Raw genomic sequence first — 19,628 nt, forward strand, 5'->3', positions numbered from 1 at the left:
AAGTGCCCCGATGTTCCCCGTGGCACGTGTTCTGTCTGGTGCTGCGGGCACCCACTGATCGCCACCCGCAGCAGGTTGTGTCGCCGCCTTCTCGACCGGATCCCGGGTCCTGCGACCGGGTTCGGCCCGCCCTCAGTCGGCGGCGTTGGCGGGCACGGGGACCTGTGAAGTCCCTCCGGACCCGCGCTCGTCTTCCTGGCCCCCCGTGGCTGCTTTCACGTCGCCTTCGCGGTCGCCCTCGTCCGCGGCGGGGTCACCCGTCGCCTCCCTCAGTTCCGCGATCGCGGCCTCGAAGTCCTCGAGCGAGTCGAAAGCCCGGTAGACGGAGGCGAATCGCAGAAAGGCGACGAGGTCGAGTTCCTGCAACGGGCCGAGTATGGCCAGTCCCACGTCGTGGGTGGTCAGCTCGGCGCTTCCGGTGGCCCGCACCGCCTCCTCGACCCGTTGGCCGAGCTGGGCGAGCGCGTCCTCGGTGACAGGTCGTCCCTGGCATGCCTTGCGGACACCGTTGATGACCTTGGTACGGCTGAACGGCTCGGTGACCCCGGACCGCTTGATCACCATCAGCGAGCACGTCTCCACGGTCGTGAAACGACGGGAGCAGTCAGGACACTGGCGGCGCCGGCGGATCGACGTGCCGTCGTCGGTGGTACGGCTGTCGACGACGCGACTGTCGGGGTGCCTGCAGAAGGGGCAGTGCATAACTCCCAACCTCCTCACAGCAGACTCAATAGCCTCACTGGGCCTCAGGGGCCCCGCGAAGCAGCCCCAAGCATAGGCGATCTCCGAACGTCCGAAGACCCGGGGGACCACAACTTCTGGGCTGCTGCTGCAATCCAACCACTAGATGTGGGGATTGGCTCATACATCCAGGCGGTACGCGCGTGTCGCGGGAACATCGGTACACGTCGTACGAAGACACGCGCGCGCAACACAACTCTGCTGCACACCCATATCGCTGCGGCACATACGGAGATACCGTGAGCGCCGCACGAAGGGGACGTGGGACTCCCGCACAGATGGGGGTCGGTTCCCGGCTGAAGTGATCCCGGATGGCAGACTGGGGCAACAACCCACGAGGTCGTCACCCCGGCGGTGAAGAGTACAACAATGGGCCCTTTTGCCCGCCGGTCAGCTCGTCAGCCATACACCCCGACGCGTGATCGCGTAAGGCGAACCGCGATTTTTCACTCGAACGTGTGTTTGGCGCAACCTTTCGAAAGCAACTACCGTTGTGCAGCAGGGAGACCATCGAGAGGGGCCGACGTGACCACCACCGCAGACAGTGCCACCATCACCGCCCAGGACCGCTCCCAGGGCCGACTCGAGCCGGTGCATGCGATGAACGAAGCCATGAATCCCGAGGGACACAAGCGTTCCCTACCGGGGCGACCTCCTGGCATCCGGGCGGACAGCTCGGGACTCACTGATCGCCAGCGCCGCGTGATCGAGGTCATCAGGGACTCCGTGCAGCGACGCGGCTACCCGCCGTCGATGCGCGAGATCGGCCAGGCGGTCGGCCTGTCCAGCACGTCTTCGGTCGCGCATCAGCTGATGGCCCTGGAGCGCAAGGGGTTCCTCCGCCGCGACCCGCACCGCCCGCGCGCGTACGAAGTGCGCGGTTCCGACCAGGCCGCCTCCGTGCAGCCCACCGACACCGCCGGCAAGCCCGCCGCGTCGTACGTCCCGCTCGTCGGCCGTATCGCCGCCGGTGGCCCGATCCTCGCCGAGGAGTCGGTCGAGGACGTCTTCCCTCTCCCTCGGCAGTTGGTCGGCGACGGTGAGCTGTTCGTCCTGAAGGTCGTCGGCGATTCGATGATCGAGGCCGCGATCTGCGACGGCGACTGGGTCACGGTCCGGCGTCAGCCGGTCGCCGAGAACGGCGACATCGTGGCCGCGATGCTGGAAGGCGAGGCCACCGTCAAGCGCTTCAAGCGCGAGGACGGCCACGTCTGGCTCCTCCCGCACAACTCCGCGTACGAGCCGATCCCCGGCGACGACGCGACCATCCTGGGCAAGGTGGTGGCAGTGCTGCGGCGCGTGTGACGGCTGCGGCGGGCGAGACCATAAGGCGTCGCCCCCTGACCGGGCCCCGGGACCCCTGCGCCGGTTCCGGGGCCCTGTGCTGTCTCGGGCCGGTTCGGGAGCCCTTCGCTGTCCTGGGCTTGCGGGCCGCGGGCCCCGCGGTCACCCCATGTTGGATCAGTGGTTAGCCTGTCGCGGGCGCCGCGACAGGCTAACCACTGATCACTGGTGCTCTGCGGCCTCTGCCTGCTCTGCCGCCTCCGCCTCGGCCTCCGCCTGCTTCGCTGCCGCGTCGATCGCAGCCAGCGACTTTCGAACCTGGTTACGGTCCGTCGTGTACCAGAGGTCGGGCAGCGACGCCTTCAGATAGCTCCCGTACCGCGCCGTGGCGAGCCTCTGATCCAGTACGGCGACCACGCCTCGGTCCCCCGATGCCCGCACGAGGCGGCCGGCGCCCTGAGCCATGAGCAGGGCGGCGTGAGTGGCCGCTACCGCCATGAAGCCGTTGCCGCCGGCGTCCTCCACCGCCTTCTGGCGAGCGCTCATCAGAGGGTCGTCGGGGCGCGGGAACGGGATCTTGTCCATAACGACCAGCTGACAGCTGGGCCCGGGTACATCGACGCCCTGCCAGAGGGACAGCGTGCCGAACAGGCAGGTCTTGGGGTCGGCCGCGAAATTCTTGATCAGTTCGCCGAGCGTCTCCTCACCCTGGAGGAGGATCGGGAACTCGGGGATGCGCGAGCGGAGCTCCTCGGCGGCCAGCTGGGCGGCCCGCATCGAGGAGAACAGGCCAAGCGTGCGCCCGCCCGCCGCCTGGATCAGTTCGGTGAGCTCATCGAGCATGTCCACGCGATCGCCGTCCCGCGCGGGGCGCGAGAGGTGCTTGGCGACGTAGAGGATGCCCTGCTTGCGGTAGTCGAACGGCGAGCCGACATCCACGCCCTTCCACTGCGGGAGGTCGTCCCCCTCCGTGCCCTCCGGAGCGAGCCCCAGAGAAGCACCGACGCCGTTGAAGTCACCACCGAGCTTCAAGGTCGCGGAGGTCAGGGTGACGGAGCGGTCCGTGAAGAGTTTCTCTCGCAGCAGCCCCGAGACCGACATGGGGGCAACCCTCAGGGAAGCGCCGAAGCGGTCGTGGCGCTCGTACCAGACGACGTCCCACTCGGAGCCGTTAGTGATCCGCTCCGCCACGTCGTGCACCGACTCGACCGAGGCCAGTGCCTGCTTGCGGACCGCGTCCTCGTCCTGCACGGACTTGTCGCGGGTCGCGCCGATCGCGGAGATGACAGTGCGGCACGCGTCGCGCAGCGCCATGAGCGCGTAGGCGAGGTCTTCCGGGATCTCCTCCAGCCGGCCGGGGAGGGCCAGCTCCATCAGTCTTTCGAAGCCCTCTGCGGCCGTCTGGAGCTGGTCGGCGGCTTTCTCGTTCACGAGCTTCGCGGCGCGGCGCACGGCGCGGTTGACCTGACCCGGAGTGAGTTCGCCGGTGGCGACTCCGGTGACGCGGGAGACCAGTTCGTGCGCCTCGTCGACGATCAGGACCTCGTGCTGCGGCAGAACCGGGGCGCCTTCGATGGCGTCGATCGCGAGCAGCGCGTGGTTGGTGACTACGACATCCGCGAGCTTGGCCCGCTCACGGGCCATCTCGGCGAAGCATTCGGCGCCGTACGCGCACTTGGAGGCGCCGAGACACTCCCGAGACGACACCGACACCTGGGCCCAGGCCCGGTCGGACACGCCGGGCGTCAAATTGTCGCGGTCACCTGTCTCCGTCTCGTCCGACCAGTCACGCAGCCTCAGCAGGTCCTGGCCCAGCTTGCTAGTGGGCGCCGCGGCCTCGAACTGGTCGAAGAGGCCCTCCTCCTCGTCCTGCGGAACGCCCTCGTGCAGTCGGTGCAGACACAGGTAGTTCGACCTGCCTTTGAGCATCGCGAACTCCGGGCGACGGCGCAGCAACGGATGCAGCGCGTCAACCGTGCGCGGAAGGTCCCTCTCCACGAGCTGGCGCTGAAGGGCCAGGGTGGCCGTCGCCACGACGACGCGCTCCCCGTGCGCGAGCGCGGGCACGAGGTAGCCCAGCGACTTTCCGGTGCCGGTGCCGGCCTGGACCAGCAGATGAGAATCACCGTCGATGGCCTCTGCGACGGATTCGGCCATCGTCACCTGGCCGGGGCGCTCCGTGCCGCCGACGGCAGTGACGGCAGCATGCAGGAGTTCGGGGAGTGAGGGCTTCGTCATAGCCCAACCACCCTACGGCCCGGCACTGACAATCGTGTCCCCACCGTGGGGAGGACGGACTGGATCAAGACCCTGGGTTCCGTGAGTGGGGATCGGTTCTGTCCAGGTGGGTGCGGGATGGGGTCGGGCCAGGTCGGAGTGGGGTTGGGGTCTGATCGGGGTTGGTTCAGGTGTGATCGGGGTTGGTTCAGGTGTGATCAATCTCGGGTCGGGCGGGGGCGGATGATCAAGGCCGGGCGGGCTGTGGCCGGAATGCGTCGGGGTCGGCGGCGCTCTCGGAGATGTCGACGGGGTTCGTGTGGAAATCGACCCGCCGGAGCGGACGTCGGGGCGATCCGGCACAGGGAGACGGAGACGTGTACGGGGGCCAAGGGCAACCCGACCCCGGCGGAGGCCAACCGAACCGGGCGGAGGCCAATCCGAACCGAGCGGAGGCGGAGCCGAACCGAGCGGAGGCCGACCCGATCTTGGGAGGGCGTCGGCACGTCCGCAGTTCGGTTCGTCGGAATGGGAACCGGATCACCCCGAGCGGTGTACCAAAAGTGACGACACCACGACGTGGCGTCACAGCAGATGGCGCAGGCTCCGGTCCCTGACCATAAGGGCGGCCCGCTTAACGGGCAGGTCGATCTCGGCGGAGAACCGGAAGCCGGCGCTCAAGAAGGCGGCGACAGAAGGGGTGTTACGAATGTCTGGTTCTGCGACGATGCGGGCGCAGGCAGGCCGCTTGTCGAGCGCGAGGTCGGCGACGGCTCGGAGGAGACTTCCGCCCAAGCCTCGGCCCCGGTCACCGGCGGCTCCGATGAGGAGATGGACTCCGATGTCATGGGGTCGAGCCGGGTAGTGGCGGGCAAGTGGGTCGAGGTCGGCCCGATAGATCTCCCAGTAGCTCATCGGAGTGCCGTCCAACTTGCCCACGCACGGGACACTGCGTCCGTCACCGAGCAGTTGGGAACGCAGATGCTCCTCGGTTGCGTTCTCAGGCCCAGCGAGTCCCCAGAAGGCTGTGACGGCGGGGTCGTTCATCCAACCGCTGATGATCGGAAGGTCTCGTTCGATCCGGACGGGGACAAGGTGCAGCACCCCTGCCGATGTGCTCACCGGCCCCCAGTCGACAACGCTGCCCAGCAGATCGGGGGCATGTGGCTCGGCCCAGGCAGACGTGCCCGTGCCGGCTCCCGGCCCCCGCTCCCCGCCCACATCGGAGTTCGCGGCGAAGAGCGCGACGAATTCCACGGGCAGCCGCAGATCCAACGTGTCCTCCGCGTCCGGTCCCGCCTCGGCAGCCGGGCCGACTAGGCACTCGCGGGCGGCCGGGCTCGTGATGGTGCCGAGATCGGTGATCGGGGCGATAGCCGCGTCGGCTCTCGCGTCGGTGTGAGGCACGGGGCGCTCCTCTCAGGAGACGGGGTGGGTCATGTTCCTCAGGAATGAAGGGGGTTGGCGATGGTGACGTAGACGGACTGGGTGTCCACCGGCCCGACGAGTTCGTCGAGGCCATGGAGTCGGGTCAGGAGGTTGGCCTTGCAGCGCAGGACGGGTGAGTCGAGCAGGTGAGAGAGCAGTGACGTGCGCAGCCGATTAGGACCGGAAACCGCTTCGCTGAGGAAACGGCGGAACGCGGCGAGGAGTAGCTGTTCGTCGGCCAGACGCTGGGAGCCGAACGCGCCGATGAGACCGAGCACGTTGTTGATAGCAAGGTAGTAGGCGAAGCGCTCGTCGACGACCTCGTCCGGGACGAAGGAGTCACTGCGCTCCCCGATGCCGGGCATTCGAGCGTCCAGCCCCGCCCTCCTGGACTCACGAAAGTAGTAGCCCTGGTTGTCGCGGTACCTGCCGCCCGCAGGCCAACCGTCGCCGTCCAGCAGAAGCAGCGTGTTCTGCTGGTGTGCCTCCAGGGCGACCCCCGCCTGGGCATCCAGCCACAACACGGGGCGCACCACATGTTCGAGGTAGCGCAGGAACCACTCGACGGCAACGGCCCCTCGCGGGCGCCCGGTTCGAGAGGCGAGTCGCATGACCACCTCGGCGAGGCGGGAGCGCAGGGGCTCCCTGTTCGATCGAGGTCGGACAGTGCTGATTCCGGAGTGTGTACGAGGGAGGGGTGAGACAAGTCCGGCTACGCACGACACATCGTCGGTCGGCCGGAAGGGGTTGTGCCGGATCATCACGTCGAGTCCCGGGACAGGGGCGCCGTCCGGCCCGTCGACAGCGAGCCAGGCCGGGTCGCGGACGATGTCGAAGGTGGGGTGTGCGGCCTGCCATTGCGTCGAGAGGCCGGTGCGCAGCAACCGATGGACCTCCACGCCACGGTGCAGTTCCTTGCGGAGGTTCTCGCGGCAGGAGTTGGTGATCCGCAGACCCAGCGACAGCTTGAGCATGGCTGGGGCATGGGACCTGTGGACGGTTCGTACGGAGGAGGTGGGATGCCAGGAGGCGCCGTGAGCGCCGAGATCGACCAGCAGTCCGGCGTCGAGCAGGGCCGCGCTCTCGGGGCGATACCGGATTTCACGCAGTTGCCAGGGGTGTAGCGGAAGGGCCGCGTAGCCGTGGGGCAACGGCAGGTCGGGACCGGCAAGTCGGGCCGTGAGCTGGGATGCGTGAACGACACGGCCGCGTTCGGTCCATGCCGAATCGCCAGCCAGCACACGCGGATCGACCGCCAGCCAGTGCAAGGGGAAGGAGCCACGCAACTCGGGTGAGTACAACCACGCTTCGCTCTCGGAGAGGCCCTCGCGACTCTTCGGCGTCGGGTGGTACGGGTGCCCGAGCAGAAGTGCCTGCTCGCCGGCGAGGAAGAGGTCAGGGCTGCCAGCGGGACAGTGCCGACGCTCCCTGATGAAGGCGCCGCTTCGTCGAATGGAGTCTGCGACACGGGCGACCAGATCGGTGGCGGCGGTCATGGCGGGGACCGCGGAGGTTGTCGTTCCCGGCGCGGCGTTGGTCTCGGCTTCCTCCGCAGAGGTTCCGGACACGCCGTCAGGCGTCGAGGCGGAGAGAGCAGGAGCGTGACGGGTGCCGGAGGAAGGGGTGGAGTGGCTGAAGGAAGATGCGGAATGAGAGAGCGTCTCCCGCGTGAGTAGCGCGGCGAGGGTCATGGCGTCCACCGGTGGGGCCGGGGCTGGGGCCTCCGCCAGCTGCGGGAGGCCAAAGCGGTGCCACCCCGTCCGGGACCAGTAGTGGACCGGGACCAGCAACGCCGAGCCGCTGGCCAGCAAAGGGATGCGGAGGATCCCGTCATCGGGTGACGGAAGGTTGGTCTCGCGTACCCAGCAGCGAAGCAGGTTCTCCACTGCGGCGGCCTGCGCTGCGGTGTCGGGGTCGGGGTGCTCCAGGAGATCTGCGACGGTCCCGTGCAGGCGCTCGGCATCCAGGGCGGCGGCCTGCGTCGGGGTTCGGAACGGTTTCTGCGTGGCAACGGGTACGTGCGTGGGAGCGGCCTCCTGCGTGGGAGCAGCCGCCTGGGCGGCAACGACCTCCTGTGCGGGAACGGCTTCCTGTGGAGGGCCGGCTTCCTGCGTGACCGCACCTTCCTCGGACGTGGCCGCCCGCTGCGGCAGGCCAACCCCTGCCGGTTCGCCGTCTCGCTGCGGCAGGCCCACCCCTCGCGGTCCGCCGTCTCGCGGCGGCGTGCCTCGCGCGTCCAGCGGGCCTCCCCGCTCCGAGGCACATCCGTCGTGGGCGGCGGGCGCCTGGGGGGCAGCCGAAGAGCCGTCGGTTGTGGGGGTGCTTTTCAAGGCTGCTCCTCTGCGGTGGTTCTGGCTCGCTCGGCGACGGCTGCCGTACTGGGACTGAGGGACGTGGGTGGGAGAGAGCCCCGTTCGGAAGATGCGGTGGGAGGAGGTGTGTCGCTTGAAAGAGAGTTGGGGAGGGAGCGGGATGTATTGCTGGGGGTTCGGCCGCCGCTCGGGTACGGCGCGGTCGGCGGGCGACGATGGGCTTGAGCAGGTCGGGGTAGGTGCTGGCGGGCCTCCGTCGGCTGCTGGGCTATCCCGCCCGGTCGCCACGGCGTCGCTGCCCTGCGTGTGGGGGGTGCAGCCGATCGTGGGCGGCGGGGCCACGGGACAGCGCGTCCACGGCGTCCGCCAGCCGGTCGAGCACCGCGGCCGCCTGCTCGTCGCTGATGGTCAGGGGCGGCAGGAGCCGGACGACGCTGGAGTGGCGGCCGCCGAGTTCGACGATGAGGCCACGTCGCAGGCACTCCCGCTGGATGGCGGCGGCGAGTTCAGGGGCGGCGGGACGGGGTTCCGAGCGCTGCGCCGCATCATCTGCCGGGCCATTTGGCGTGCGCGTTGGGGCCGCTCCGGTCGGCGAACCGCCCGCACGCCGAACGGAGCCGAGCCCCACCGGTTGCCCGGCACCGTCTCCAGGCCGAGCTCCAAGCCCACTCCCAAGCCCACTCTCATGCCCAGCTACGTGCCCGACGAGATCAGCCGAACCTCCTGGCAACCCCGGCCCGGCGGCTGCCCCAGTCCAGTCCCGGGCGGCGAGCGGCTCGGTCCCCCTCTCAGCCGCCAGGGCCGGCGACCGCTCCTCGGCGTGCTGAGGTTCGGCTTCCGGGTCCACGACCTCGACCCCGATCATCAGGCCCCTCCCCCGCACATCCCCAATGCACGCGAACCGGCCCGCGAGACCCTGGAGCTGGTGCAGCATCCGCGCGCCCAGTTCGGCCGCGCGGTCGGCGAGGCCGTTCTCGCGGACGTAGGCGAGCGTCGCCGCACCGGCGGCCATGGCGAGTTGGTTGCCGCGGAAGGTGCCGGCGTGGGCGCCGGGTTGCCAGGCGTCGAGTTCGTCGCGGTAGACGATGACAGCCAGCGGCAGACTGCCCCCGATGGCCTTGGAGAGGACCATCACGTCGGGCGTGACCCCGCTGTGCTCCACGGCCCAGAAGGACCCGGTACGGCCGACTCCCGTCTGCACCTCGTCGGCGATCAGCGGGATGGAGCGGTCAGCGGTGATCTGCCGCATGCGCCGCAACCAGGCATCCGGGGCGGGGATCACTCCGCCCTCACCCTGGACCGGTTCGAGGATCATTCCGGCGGGGTGCCGTACGCCCGATTTGGGGTCGTCGAGGACGGACTCGGTCCAGCGGGCGGCGAGTTCGGCGCCGCGTTCGCCGCCGACGCCGAACGGGCAGCGGTAGTCATGCGGGTAGGGCAGGCGCGCGACCCGCACGTCCAAGGCACCCCCGGACGCTTCGAGCGCGCCGGCGGTCATGCCGTGGTACGCGCCGCTGAAGGCAAGGATGCCGGTGCGCCCGGTGGCGGCCCGGACGAGCTTGAAGGCGGCCTCCACCGCGTCGGTGCCGGCCGGTCCGCAGAACTGCACGCGCGCGTTGTCGGCGAGTCCGGGCGGCAGAGTGCGGAACAGTTCGGTGATGAAGGCGTCCTTGACCGGGGTCGCCAGGTCGAGGACGTGCAGCGGGGCGCCCGAGTCGAGGACCTTGCGGATGGCTTCCAGGACCACGGGGTGGTTGTGTCCGAGGGCCAACGTCCCCGCTCCGGACAGACAGTCCAGGTAGCGGCTGCCGTCCGCCCCTTCGATGGTCAGCCCACGTGCACGCACCGGCACGATCGGCAAAGCACGGGCATAGGTGCGCGCCGCCGACTCGCGCGCCGACTGCCGTCGCAGGATCCCCTCGTGCACGGTGCCGGCTCCCGCCGACTCGGACGTATCCCCGCGCACAGACTCGGTCACGGCCATGGCTCCCTGTCCTCCCGCTGTCCAGGGGCGAGCAGGCTTCTCGTGTCCTCGCCCGCCCCGACATACGAAGCCCCGCGAGCGTCCACTCGAAACTCCGGGGAACTGGGCACAGGGACCGCGCCTGGGCTGCTGGTCCCCACGGCTACCAACACCGGACCGTTCTGCGGGTTACGGGTTGCTTCAAGGTCCTTGCCGAGACGCGGCCGTAGGCGGAACGACCGCGGCCGGCGGTCATCTCGATGTCGGCCGAGCGACACCGATTCCGCTCAGGCGTCACGGCCGGTGCATCCGTCCCCCGCATCCGCCCGCACCCAGGAAACCGTGATCATGGACAGCAAATCGGCTCCGCTCAGGACAAGTTGCCAGATCAGACAGCTCGGGACAGGGCAGACAGCCCGTAGCGAAACCGTTGCCGTTCCGTCGGTGGTGCCCCACAGCGAGCGCATAGTGTGTGATGCCGTCCCAACGTGCCGTGGCCGCACATCGGACCAGCGAGTGATCAAACGAACCGATCAGCGGGAGTTCACGGCCACGGCGCCAAGTACCTTCACCGCAGGGGGAGTCAGATCATGCGATCGATACGGCCGTCGTTCACCGCCCGCCGAGGGAGGAGCGCGCGCCGCAGAACCTCCCCGCTGCCCCTGGTCGCGCTCGCCGCGGCGCTGACCCTCACCGTCACCGCATGTGACTCGGGCGATGCCGAGGCAGGGGGCGAGGCCACCGCGTCCGCCGCGGCCGGAGGCGAAGGCGAGATCACGATCCCGGACGACATCAAGGACAGGCTCAAAGAGCACGGGATCGACATCGACAAGTGGAAGGACGGCGCCTGGAAGAACTGGGACCGGGACGACTGGCTGCGGGAGGCCAAGGACTACATCAACCCGATCATCGAGGGCCTGTGGGACCCGGACCGCATGCGCGACGCCGAGGACCCGGACCGAGGTGTCGACGAGAGCGACCTCTCCGGTGACCAGGGCGTGACCGACCCGACGCCGGCGCCGGTGGACGCACAGGCCGTGTCGCCCACGTACCACGCCAGCGTGCCCGAGGCGGGCAAGGTGTTCTTCGACTCCCCCGAAGGCACGATGGTCTGCTCGGCGACGGTCGTAAAGGACCCCGCCAACCCGGGCAAGTCCAACATGGTGTGGACGGCGGGCCACTGCGTGCACGCCGGCAAGAGCGGTGGCTGGTACCGGAACATCGCGTTCGTGCCGTCGTACAACGACAAGGCCATGGATGCGGCAGCGCTGGAGACCGCGACCAAGGAGCAGGTCGCCCCGTACGGCGTGTGGTGGGCGGACTGGGTGCAGACCTCGGAGCAGTGGATCGCGCAGGGCGGTCCGACGGGCGGTGACGGTGCACCGTACGACTTCGCGGTGCTGCATGTGAAGCCGGAGGCGGGCGGAAACGGCAAGTCTCTGGAGGAGATGGTCGGTTCGGCTCTACCGGTGGACTTCAACGCACCGGCCGTCCCCGATGTGGACAGCATGAAGGCGATCGGTTACCCGGCCGCGGCGCCGTTCGACGGACAGAAGCTGTACCAGTGCCAGGACAAGCCGGGACGGCTGTCGCTCAGCGCGTCGGACCCGACGATGTACCGGATCGGCTGCACGATGACCGGCGGTTCGTCCGGTGGCGGTTGGGTCGCGACGGGCTCGGACGGCAAGCCCGCGCTCGTGTCCAACACCTCGATCGGGCCGGTGGAGTCGGGCTGGCTGGCGGGTCCGCGGCTGGGCAAGGAGGCCAAGGCGGTCTTCGACGGGATGGGCGAGAAGTTCGACGGGCAGTGACGCTCACCGAAGCCGGGGGATGACGGCGGCCGACGGCGGTGCGACGGTGGGGAGAAACCTTCACCGCCTCACCGCCGTTCGGTCTCAACTCCACGGGCATAGTGGGGTGTCGCGTTCGAGGGCCCGCTCGGGAACCCGTGCCCGCACAGGAACCCGCACACCGGCCCCTCCGCGACGAGCACCTGCCTTGGACGAGCACCCTCCGGCCAAGGCACCACACAGCAACACGCTTCAGGGCTTCAGGGCTTCAGGGCTTCAGGGCTTCAGGGCTTCAGGGCTTCAGGGCTTCAGGGCTTCAGGGCTTCAACGGGGGTAATCGCACAATGCGCTTCACGCGTTCCATGCACTACTGGCGTTCCACGCGTTCCATGAATTCCACACCTATGCCCGCGACTCCACGCAGCCGACGGCACTCCCTCCTCGCCGCCACCGGTCTCGTAGCCGCGCTGGCGTTGACCGCGACGGCCTGTGGTGGCTCGACGGGTGAGTCGGGGGCGGGCGACGGAGCCGACGCAGCCGCCTCGCAGGCCGCCGGTGCCGGGGCCGACGCAGGTGAGGGCGAGATCCAGATCCCGGCCGAGATCGCGGACAAGCTCAAGGAGCACGGGATCGACGTCGACAAGTGGAAGGACGGCGCTTGGAAGGACTGGGACCGGGACAAGTGGCTGAGCGAGGCGAAGGACTTCGTCAACCCGGTCATCGAGGGGCTCTGGAAGCCTGACCGGATGCAGTCCGCGAAGGAGGCCAACAAGACGGTCACCACGCAGGACGCCTCGGCCGACCAGGGCGTGAGCGATCCGGAGCCGGCTCCGGTCGCAGCGACTGCGGAGAAGACGCCTTACCACGAGAACGCCGCCCCCGTGGGCAAGGTCTTCTTCGACACCCCCGACGGCCCGGCAGTCTGCTCGGGCACGGTCGTCAAGGACGTCAACCACCCCGGCAAGTCCAACTTGGTCTGGACGGCCGGTCACTGTGTGCACGCCGGACAGAAGGGCGGCTGGTACCGCAACATCGTCTTCGTCCCGGCCTACAACGACCTCGGCAAGTCCGAGGCGGAGTTGGGCAACGCGCCGACCACGGAGATCGCTCCCTACGGCAACTGGTGGGCCGACTGGGTCTCGACCTCGAACGAGTGGATCCAGGGCGGCTCGGACACGGGCGGTGCCGGCGCCGCGTACGACTACTCGGTGCTTCATGTGAAGCCGGAGGCCGGCTCGAAGTCCCTGGAGGAGACCACCGGCGCTCTGGACGTCGACTTCTCCGCCCCGTCGGCGACCGAGGTCGCCACGATGGGCGCCTGGGGCTACCCGGCGGCACCGCCGTTCAACGGCCTTCAGATGTTCAAGTGCGCCGACCGGCCGGGCCGTCTCTCGCTCAGTCCGGCTCTGCCGACGATGTACCGCATCGGCTGCACCATGACCGGGGGTTCGTCGGGGGGCGGCTGGTTCCGGGTGGTGAGCGGCGAGACCAAGCTGGTGTCCAACACCTCGATCGGCCCCGAGGACAACACCTGGCTCGCCGGTCCCCAGCTGGGCAGGGGTGCCGAGGCGCTGTATCAGAACATGAGCAGGACGTACGGCGGTCGGTGACAGCACGTACACGCGTAGTGGCGCAGGCGTAGGCACTGACGCAGACGAAGGCCCGCTCCCCTGGCACAAGGGAGCGGGCCTTCAGCGTTCTCGGGTGCTCTGCTGGCCACCGTCAGGCGGCCCGAGTCCTCAAGCGGCCCGAGTCCTCAGGCTGCCGAAGTCCTCAGGCAGCCGCCCGCACGACTCAGGCAGCCGAAGTCTTCCGGCAGCCGCCCGCACGGCTCAGGCAGCCGGGCCTCTCAGGCCGTAGCCGCCGGAACGTACGGCGCGAGATCCGCCGCCAGCTCCTCATGCACCCGCAGCTTGAGCAGCGTGCCCTCCGGAGTGTGCTCCTCGGAGATCACCTCGCCCTCGGTGTGGGCGCGAGCGACCAGCTTGCCGTGCGTGTACGGCACCAGGGCCTCGATCTCGACGGACGGGCGGGGCAGCTCGTTGTCGATGAGGGCGAGCAGTTCCCGGATGCCCTTGCCGGTGCGGGCCGAGACGGCGATGGAGCGCTTCTCGATCCGCATGAGCCGCTGAAGGGTCAGCGGGTCGGCCGCGTCCGCCTTGTTGATCACGACGATCTCGGGTACGTCGGTCGCGCCGACGTCCCGGATCACCTCGCGCACGGCGGCCAGCTGCTCCTCCGGGTCCGGGTGCGAGCCGTCCACCACGTGCAGGATCAGGTCGGAGTCGCCGACCTCCTCCATGGTGGAGCGGAACGCCTCGACCAGGTGGTGCGGCAGGTGCCGTACAAATCCGACCGTGTCGGCCAGCGTGTAGAGGCGTCCGCCCGGGGTCTCGGCCCGGCGCACGGTGGGGTCGAGGGTCGCGAAGAGGGCGTTCTCGACCAGCACGCCCGCGCCCGTGAGGCGGTTGAGCAGGGAGGACTTGCCGGCGTTGGTGTAGCCCGCGATGGCGACCGACGGCACCTTGTTGCGCCGGCGGACCTGGCGCTGGATCTCGCGGCCGGTCTTCATCTCCGCGATCTCCCGGCGCATCTTCGCCATCTTCTCGCGGATCCGTCGCCGGTCCGTCTCGATCTTGGTCTCACCGGGACCACGGGTGGCGAGGCCGCCGCCCTTGCCGCCGCCCATCTGCCGGGACAGCGACTGACCCCAGCCGCGCAGCCTCGGCAGCATGTACTGCATCTGGGCGAGCGCGACCTGCGCCTTGCCCTCTCGGGACTTGGCGTGCTGGGCGAAGATGTCGAGGATCAGGGCCGTACGGTCGATGACCTTGACCTTGACGACGTCCTCGAGGTGAATGAGCTGGCCCGGGCTGAGCTCACCGTCGCAGATGACAGTGTCCGCGCCCGTTTCGAGCACGATGTCCCGCAGTTCTTCGGCCTTGCCGGAACCGATGTAGGTGGACGCGTCGGGCTTGTCGCGGCGCTGGATCACGCCGTCGAGCACGAGCGCGCCGGCGGTCTCCGCGAGGGCGGCGAGTTCGGCCAGCGAGTTCTCGGCGTCCCGCACGGTTCCCGAGGTCCAGACACCGACGAGTACGACCCGCTCCAGTCGGAGCTGGCGGTACTCGACCTCGGTGACGTCCTCGAGCTCGGTGGAGAGGCCCGCGACACGGCGTAGCGCCGCACGCTCGGAGCGGTCGAACTGTTCGCCGTCCCGCTCTCCGTCGATCTCGTGGCTCCAGGCGACGTCCTCTTCCATCAGGGCATCGGCCCGAAGACCTTCGGCATAGGTGTGCGCGAAGCGCTGCGAGTCCTGGGAAAAGGAAGAAGAGGAGGTCATAGGGTCCTTACGTCTCTGGGGAAATCCGCTTGTGACGACGACGGTGGCTGTGCTCCCCGGCCCAATTCCGTGGTACCCGGAACCACACCTCGTCACTGTCCACAACGCACGAACACCCCGGGAGATTCCCCCGCGGGCCGTGCCGCGCCGACCTGAAAATGGTCGCACGGCACGGCCCGTCTCGTCACCGCCTTATTTCCGACCGGCCCCCTTGCCCGTCACCTTGCCCGCATCCTTGGCCGCCCCCTTGCCCGCCACCTTGCCCGTCTCCTTGGCCGAAGGCTTCCCCGCAGGCTTCCCCGCCTGCTTCCCCGCCTGCTTCCCCGCCTGCTTGCCGGCCTTCGTGGCCGCCTTCTCGGGGTCCACGGACTTCCACTCCGGGTGGCCGGGCATCGGCGGGGTCTTCTTGCCGTACAGCCAGGGGTGCAGGAACCCGTCGAGGTCGCGTCCGGAGACCTCCTCGGCGAGTTCGACGAAGTCGGCCGTCGAAGCCACCCCGTCCCGGTGCCGGCTCACCCAGAGCCGCTCCAGCCGCTCGAAGGCCCCTCGCCCGATCTCCTGGCGCAGGGCGTACAGGGCCAGGGCCGCTCCGTCGTAGACATTGGGCCGGAAGATCCCGTTCTTCTTGCCCGGCGCGGGTGCCTTCGGTGCCGCCGGCGGTCCGCCGGCCGCACGCCAGCGATCGGACGCGGCATACGCGGCCTTCATCCGCGTCTCCAGCGGCCGCCCCGCGGTCTCCGCCGCGTACAGGGCCTCGTACCAGGTGGCGTGCCCCTCGCTGAGCCACAGGTCGGACCAGGTGCGCGGGCTGACGCTGTCACCGAACCACTGGTGCGCGAGCTCGTGCACCATGATCGCCTCGACGTACCACTTCGGGAAGGCGGCCTGAGTGAACAGCTCCCGCTCGAACAGCGAGAGGGTCTGGGTCTCCAGCTCGAACCCGGTGGAGGCGTGGGCCATCAGCAGGCCGTACGTCTCGAACGGGTACCGTCCGACCTTCTTCTCCATCCAGGCGATCTGGCCGGGCGTCTTCTTCAGCCACGGTTCGAGCCGCTCACGGTCCTCGGCGGCCACGACGTCCCGCACGGGCAGTCCGTGCGGACCGGTGCGGTGCACCACCTTGGAGCGTCCGATGGACACCTGGGCGAGCTCGGTGGCCATGGGGTGCCGTGTCCGGTACGTCCAGGTCGTCGAGCCTCCCGCGCGGTCCACATCGGTGGGCAGGCCGTTGGCGACGGCAGTGTAGCCGTTGGGGGCGGTGACCCGGATGGTGAACAGCGCCTTGTCCGACGGGTGGTCGTTGCACGGGAACACCACGTGCGCGGCATCGGCCTGATTGGCCATCGCGAGCCCGTCCGCGGTCCGTACCCAACCCCCTTCCCGCTTCTGCCCGTAGACGGGATCGCTGGTGTGCCGCACGGTGATCCGCATCCAGCTGCCGTCGGGCACCGGCTCCGAGGGCGTCACCACGAGGTCCTCGCCCGCGCTGCTGAACGCGGCGGCCTCCCCGTCGACCTGGACGGACTCGACCTTGCCGTGTGCGAAGTCCAGATTGACCCGCTGGAGATCCTCGGTCGTCCAGGCGTCGATGGTGGTGACGGCCCGCAGGGGCTTGCTGTTGGTGCCGGGATAGGTGAAGGACAGGTCGTACGAGGCCACGTCGTACCCGGGGTTGCCCAGGTGCGGGTAGAGACGGTCGCCGATGCCCAGCGGCGTGGCCGGGGCACTGGCGGCGAGGAGACAGACGGACACGGCGGTGGCCAGCACCGCGGGCACCTTGAGGCGCCGACGAGGACGAGCGCGCTGAGCCTCGTTGCGGGGGGTGAGCAGCATGAACCAGGGCTATCAGCGCACAAGCGGCAGACGTCGACGACGCGCGCCCGGCCCACTCGAACGGGTAGGTCAGGCGGGTGCAACGGCAGGGCGGCAACGCATCCGAGGAGCAAGGGCCGTCAGTCGTGTACCGCGGCTGGGCAGACGAAGAGCGGGAGCCGTAGGTCGTCTACGCAGGCAAGGCACACGGCGATCAGAATTCCCCGCCCTCACGCCCCCGGCCTCTGCGGCTGAGCCCGGCTCACGTCGTACACCCCCGCGACGTCCCGCATCGCTCGCATCAGGCCCGGCAGCAACGCGGCGTCCGCGAGCTCAACCGTGTAGGTGTGGCGCACCCGTTGCTGCGTCGGAGGTTCCACGGTCGCCGACACGATCTCCGCCCCCTCCCCGGCCATGGCCTCCGTGAGGTCGGCCAGGAGATGCGGGCGAACGAACGATTCGGCGACGAGCGTGACCCGGCATTCCGCGGTGTCTCCCCAGCGCACGCCGACCTCCGCGCGCCCCACGCCCTTCATACGCGCCACCGCGGCGCATCCGACGCGATGGACCGTCACCACGCCTCCGCGCACGGAGAACCCGGTGACCTCGTCGGGCGGCACCGGCGTGCAACACCCGGCGAGCCGTACGGTCGCGCCTGGCCGGTCGACCAGCACACTGCCGGCGCCGAGCCGTCCGACGGCCCCCTCTCCGGCCGCCCGCACGACGGTTCCTTCACCCGCCACCCGCGCGTCGGCGCCCTCCGCGGCGGCCGACTGCGCCACGGGCCCGTCCGCCGTGCCTCGGAAGGCCACCCCGGTCTCCCTGGCGTCCGAGCCGCCCTGCGCGGGATGTGCGGCCAGCCACCGCTGGATGGCGATGCGCGCGGCGGGCGTGTGGGCGTGCTCCAGCCACTCCCTGGAGGGCTCGGAGGCCGGATCCTGTCCCATCAGCAGCTGAACGGTGTCGCCGTCCCGCAACACCGTGCTGAGCGTCGCCAGACGCCCGTTGACCCGCGCCCCCATACAGGCGTGGGCGTCGTCGCCGTACTGCGCGTACGCGGCGTCCACGCAGGTCGCCCCCTCGGGCAGCCCCAGGGTGCCGCCGTCGGGCCGGAACACGGTGATCTCGCGGTCCTGCGCGAGGTCCTCCCGCAGCGTGGACCAGAAGGTGTCCGGGTCGGGAGCCGACTCCTGCCAGTCCAGCAGCCGCGACAGCCAGCCGGGCCGGGTCGGGTCGACGCGCTCACCGTCACCCGGAGCGGCAGGGTCCTCCGAAGGGGGCGCGTAGGGATTGCCGAGGGCGACTACGCCGGCCTCGGCCACCTTGTGCATCTGGTGGGTACGGATGAGGACTTCGACGACCTGCCCGTCCGCACGGGCGACGGCGGTGTGCAGCGACTGGTACAGGTTGAACTTGGGAACGGCGATGAAGTCCTTGAACTCCGAGACCACGGGCTTCATACAGGTGTGCAGTTCACCCAGGACGCCGTAGCAGTCGGCGTCCTCGTTCACCAGCACGAGCAGCCGTCCGAAGTCGGCGCCGCGCAGCCGGCCGCGTTTGCGGGACACCCGGTGCACGGACACGAAGTGCCGCGGCCGGATGAGGACTTCGGCCTGGATGTCCGCCTCGCGCAGGACGGTGCGCATCTCCTCGGCCGCCTCGGCGAGCGGATCGTCCGCGCGGGAGGCGTTCTCGACGATCAGCTCGCGGGTGTGCTCGTACTCCTCCGGGTGCAGGATCGCGAAGACCAGGTCCTCCAGCTCGGTCTTGAGCGCCTGGACCCCCAGCCGTTCGGCGAGCGGGATGAGGACGTCGCGGGTCACCTTGGCGATCCGGGCCTGTTTCTCGGGGCGCATCACGCCGAGGGTGCGCATGTTGTGCAGCCGGTCGGCGAGTTTGATCGACATCACGCGGACGTCGTTGCCGGTGGCGACGAGCATCTTGCGGAAGGTCTCGGGCTCGGCGGCGGCGCCGTAGTCGACCTTCTCCAGCTTGGTCACGCCGTCGACCAGGAACCGGACCTCCGCGCCGAACTCCGCACCGACCTGGTCGAGCGTCACATCGGTGTCCTCGACGGTGTCGTGGAGCAGCGACGACGTCAATGTCGTGGTCTCGGCGCCGAGTTCGGCGAGGATCAAGGTCACCGCGAGCGGGTGCGTGATGTACGGCTCGCCGCTCTTGCGCATCTGGCCGCGGTGCGAGGACTCGGCCAGCACGTAGGCGCGGCGCAGTGGTTCGAGGTCCGCGTCGGGATGGTGGGCCCGGTGGGCGTCGACGACATGGCTGATGGCGTCGGGAAGCCGGTCGCGCGAGGCCGAGCCGAGCAGCGCCGCCCGGCCGAGGCGGCGCAGGTCGATGCGTGCGCGGGCCTTCCTGCGCGGCACGGCGGGCGGCACAGCGCCTGCTACCGGGCCTGGCATCGCGGAATTCGTGGCCTCCGCACTCATGGGCACCTCCGGCTGCGTGGACCGGCGGACGGGGTACCCCATGGCGGACACGGCTCAGGGGATGGCGGCATGTCCCCCGTCCGGGCCGGTGCTTGATGCTACCGACCCCATCACGCCCGACTGACCGCCTCCCGCCCAGCGTGAAACGGATCACCCATTCGAGCGAGGGTTTGCAGGTTTACGGTTTTGCGCCATACGGCCAGCGGCAGTTCGCGCTTTCGAACGCGCCGGGGGTGCGAGAGCACCTGTTCCCCACCCGCGAACGACTGGACGCTTCACTTCTCAAGCCAA

The 19,628-nt window shown here is 69.5% G+C and carries 11 protein-coding genes; 3 read left to right on the forward strand and 8 right to left on the reverse strand.

Annotated elements, in window-relative coordinates; genetic code table 11:
• Positions 1–132: 132 nt before the first annotated feature.
• A complete protein-coding gene (gene nrdR / locus ACIQWG_RS39500; protein WP_404105572.1) occupies positions 133–702 on the reverse strand; it encodes a transcriptional regulator NrdR in 570 nt (189 codons plus the stop codon).
• A gap of 564 nt (positions 703–1,266) precedes the next feature.
• Between nrdR and lexA the strand changes: the two genes are divergently transcribed.
• Positions 1,267–2,046, forward strand: a complete 780-nt coding sequence (gene lexA, locus ACIQWG_RS39505) for a transcriptional repressor LexA (RefSeq protein ID WP_404105575.1) — start codon at positions 1,267–1,269, stop codon at positions 2,044–2,046.
• A gap of 201 nt (positions 2,047–2,247) precedes the next feature.
• On the opposite strand, the gene ACIQWG_RS39510 is transcribed toward lexA, so the two are convergent.
• The 4 genes from ACIQWG_RS39510 to ACIQWG_RS39525 form a co-directional block, all read right to left on the reverse strand.
• Entirely contained in the window at positions 2,248–4,263 is a 2,016-nt protein-coding gene (locus ACIQWG_RS39510; RefSeq protein WP_404105578.1) for an ATP-dependent DNA helicase, read from the reverse strand.
• Positions 4,264–4,827: 564 nt separating this feature from the next.
• Positions 4,828–5,649, reverse strand: coding sequence for a GNAT family N-acetyltransferase (locus ACIQWG_RS39515; RefSeq protein ID WP_404105581.1), 822 nt, complete (start codon positions 5,647–5,649; stop codon positions 4,828–4,830).
• 38 nt (positions 5,650–5,687) lie between these two features.
• Complete coding sequence (locus ACIQWG_RS39520) at positions 5,688–7,637, reverse strand: IucA/IucC family protein (RefSeq protein ID WP_404105730.1); 1,950 nt, start codon at positions 7,635–7,637, stop codon at positions 5,688–5,690.
• A gap of 613 nt (positions 7,638–8,250) precedes the next feature.
• Complete coding sequence (locus ACIQWG_RS39525; RefSeq protein ID WP_404105584.1) at positions 8,251–9,966, reverse strand: diaminobutyrate--2-oxoglutarate transaminase family protein; 1,716 nt, start codon at positions 9,964–9,966, stop codon at positions 8,251–8,253.
• 569 nt (positions 9,967–10,535) lie between these two features.
• Between ACIQWG_RS39525 and ACIQWG_RS39530 the strand changes: the two genes are divergently transcribed.
• Together ACIQWG_RS39530 and ACIQWG_RS39535 are read left to right on the forward strand one after the other, a co-directional pair.
• Entirely contained in the window at positions 10,536–11,756 is a 1,221-nt protein-coding gene (locus ACIQWG_RS39530; RefSeq protein ID WP_404105587.1) for a trypsin-like serine peptidase, read from the forward strand.
• A gap of 368 nt (positions 11,757–12,124) precedes the next feature.
• Positions 12,125–13,345: a trypsin-like serine peptidase gene (locus ACIQWG_RS39535; protein WP_404105590.1), complete on the forward strand. Its 1,221-nt coding sequence runs from the start codon at positions 12,125–12,127 to the stop codon at positions 13,343–13,345.
• 239 nt (positions 13,346–13,584) lie between these two features.
• On the opposite strand, the gene hflX is transcribed toward ACIQWG_RS39535, so the two are convergent.
• From hflX to ACIQWG_RS39550, 3 genes are all read right to left on the reverse strand, one after another.
• Positions 13,585–15,078, reverse strand: a complete 1,494-nt coding sequence (gene hflX / locus ACIQWG_RS39540; protein ID WP_404105593.1) for a GTPase HflX — start codon at positions 15,076–15,078, stop codon at positions 13,585–13,587.
• A 192-nt stretch (positions 15,079–15,270) separates the two neighbouring features.
• Entirely contained in the window at positions 15,271–16,911 is a 1,641-nt protein-coding gene (locus ACIQWG_RS39545; protein ID WP_404105596.1) for a M1 family metallopeptidase, read from the reverse strand.
• A 209-nt stretch (positions 16,912–17,120) separates the two neighbouring features.
• Positions 17,121–19,337 (reverse strand): RelA/SpoT family protein, encoded by a 2,217-nt coding sequence (locus ACIQWG_RS39550; RefSeq protein ID WP_404105599.1) that lies wholly within the window; start codon positions 19,335–19,337, stop codon positions 17,121–17,123.
• Between the last annotated feature and the right edge of the window lie 291 nt (positions 19,338–19,628).

The sequence above is a fragment of the Streptomyces sp. NPDC098781 genome (assembly GCF_044759995.1).
Lineage (GTDB): Bacteria > Actinomycetota > Actinomycetes > Streptomycetales > Streptomycetaceae > Streptomyces.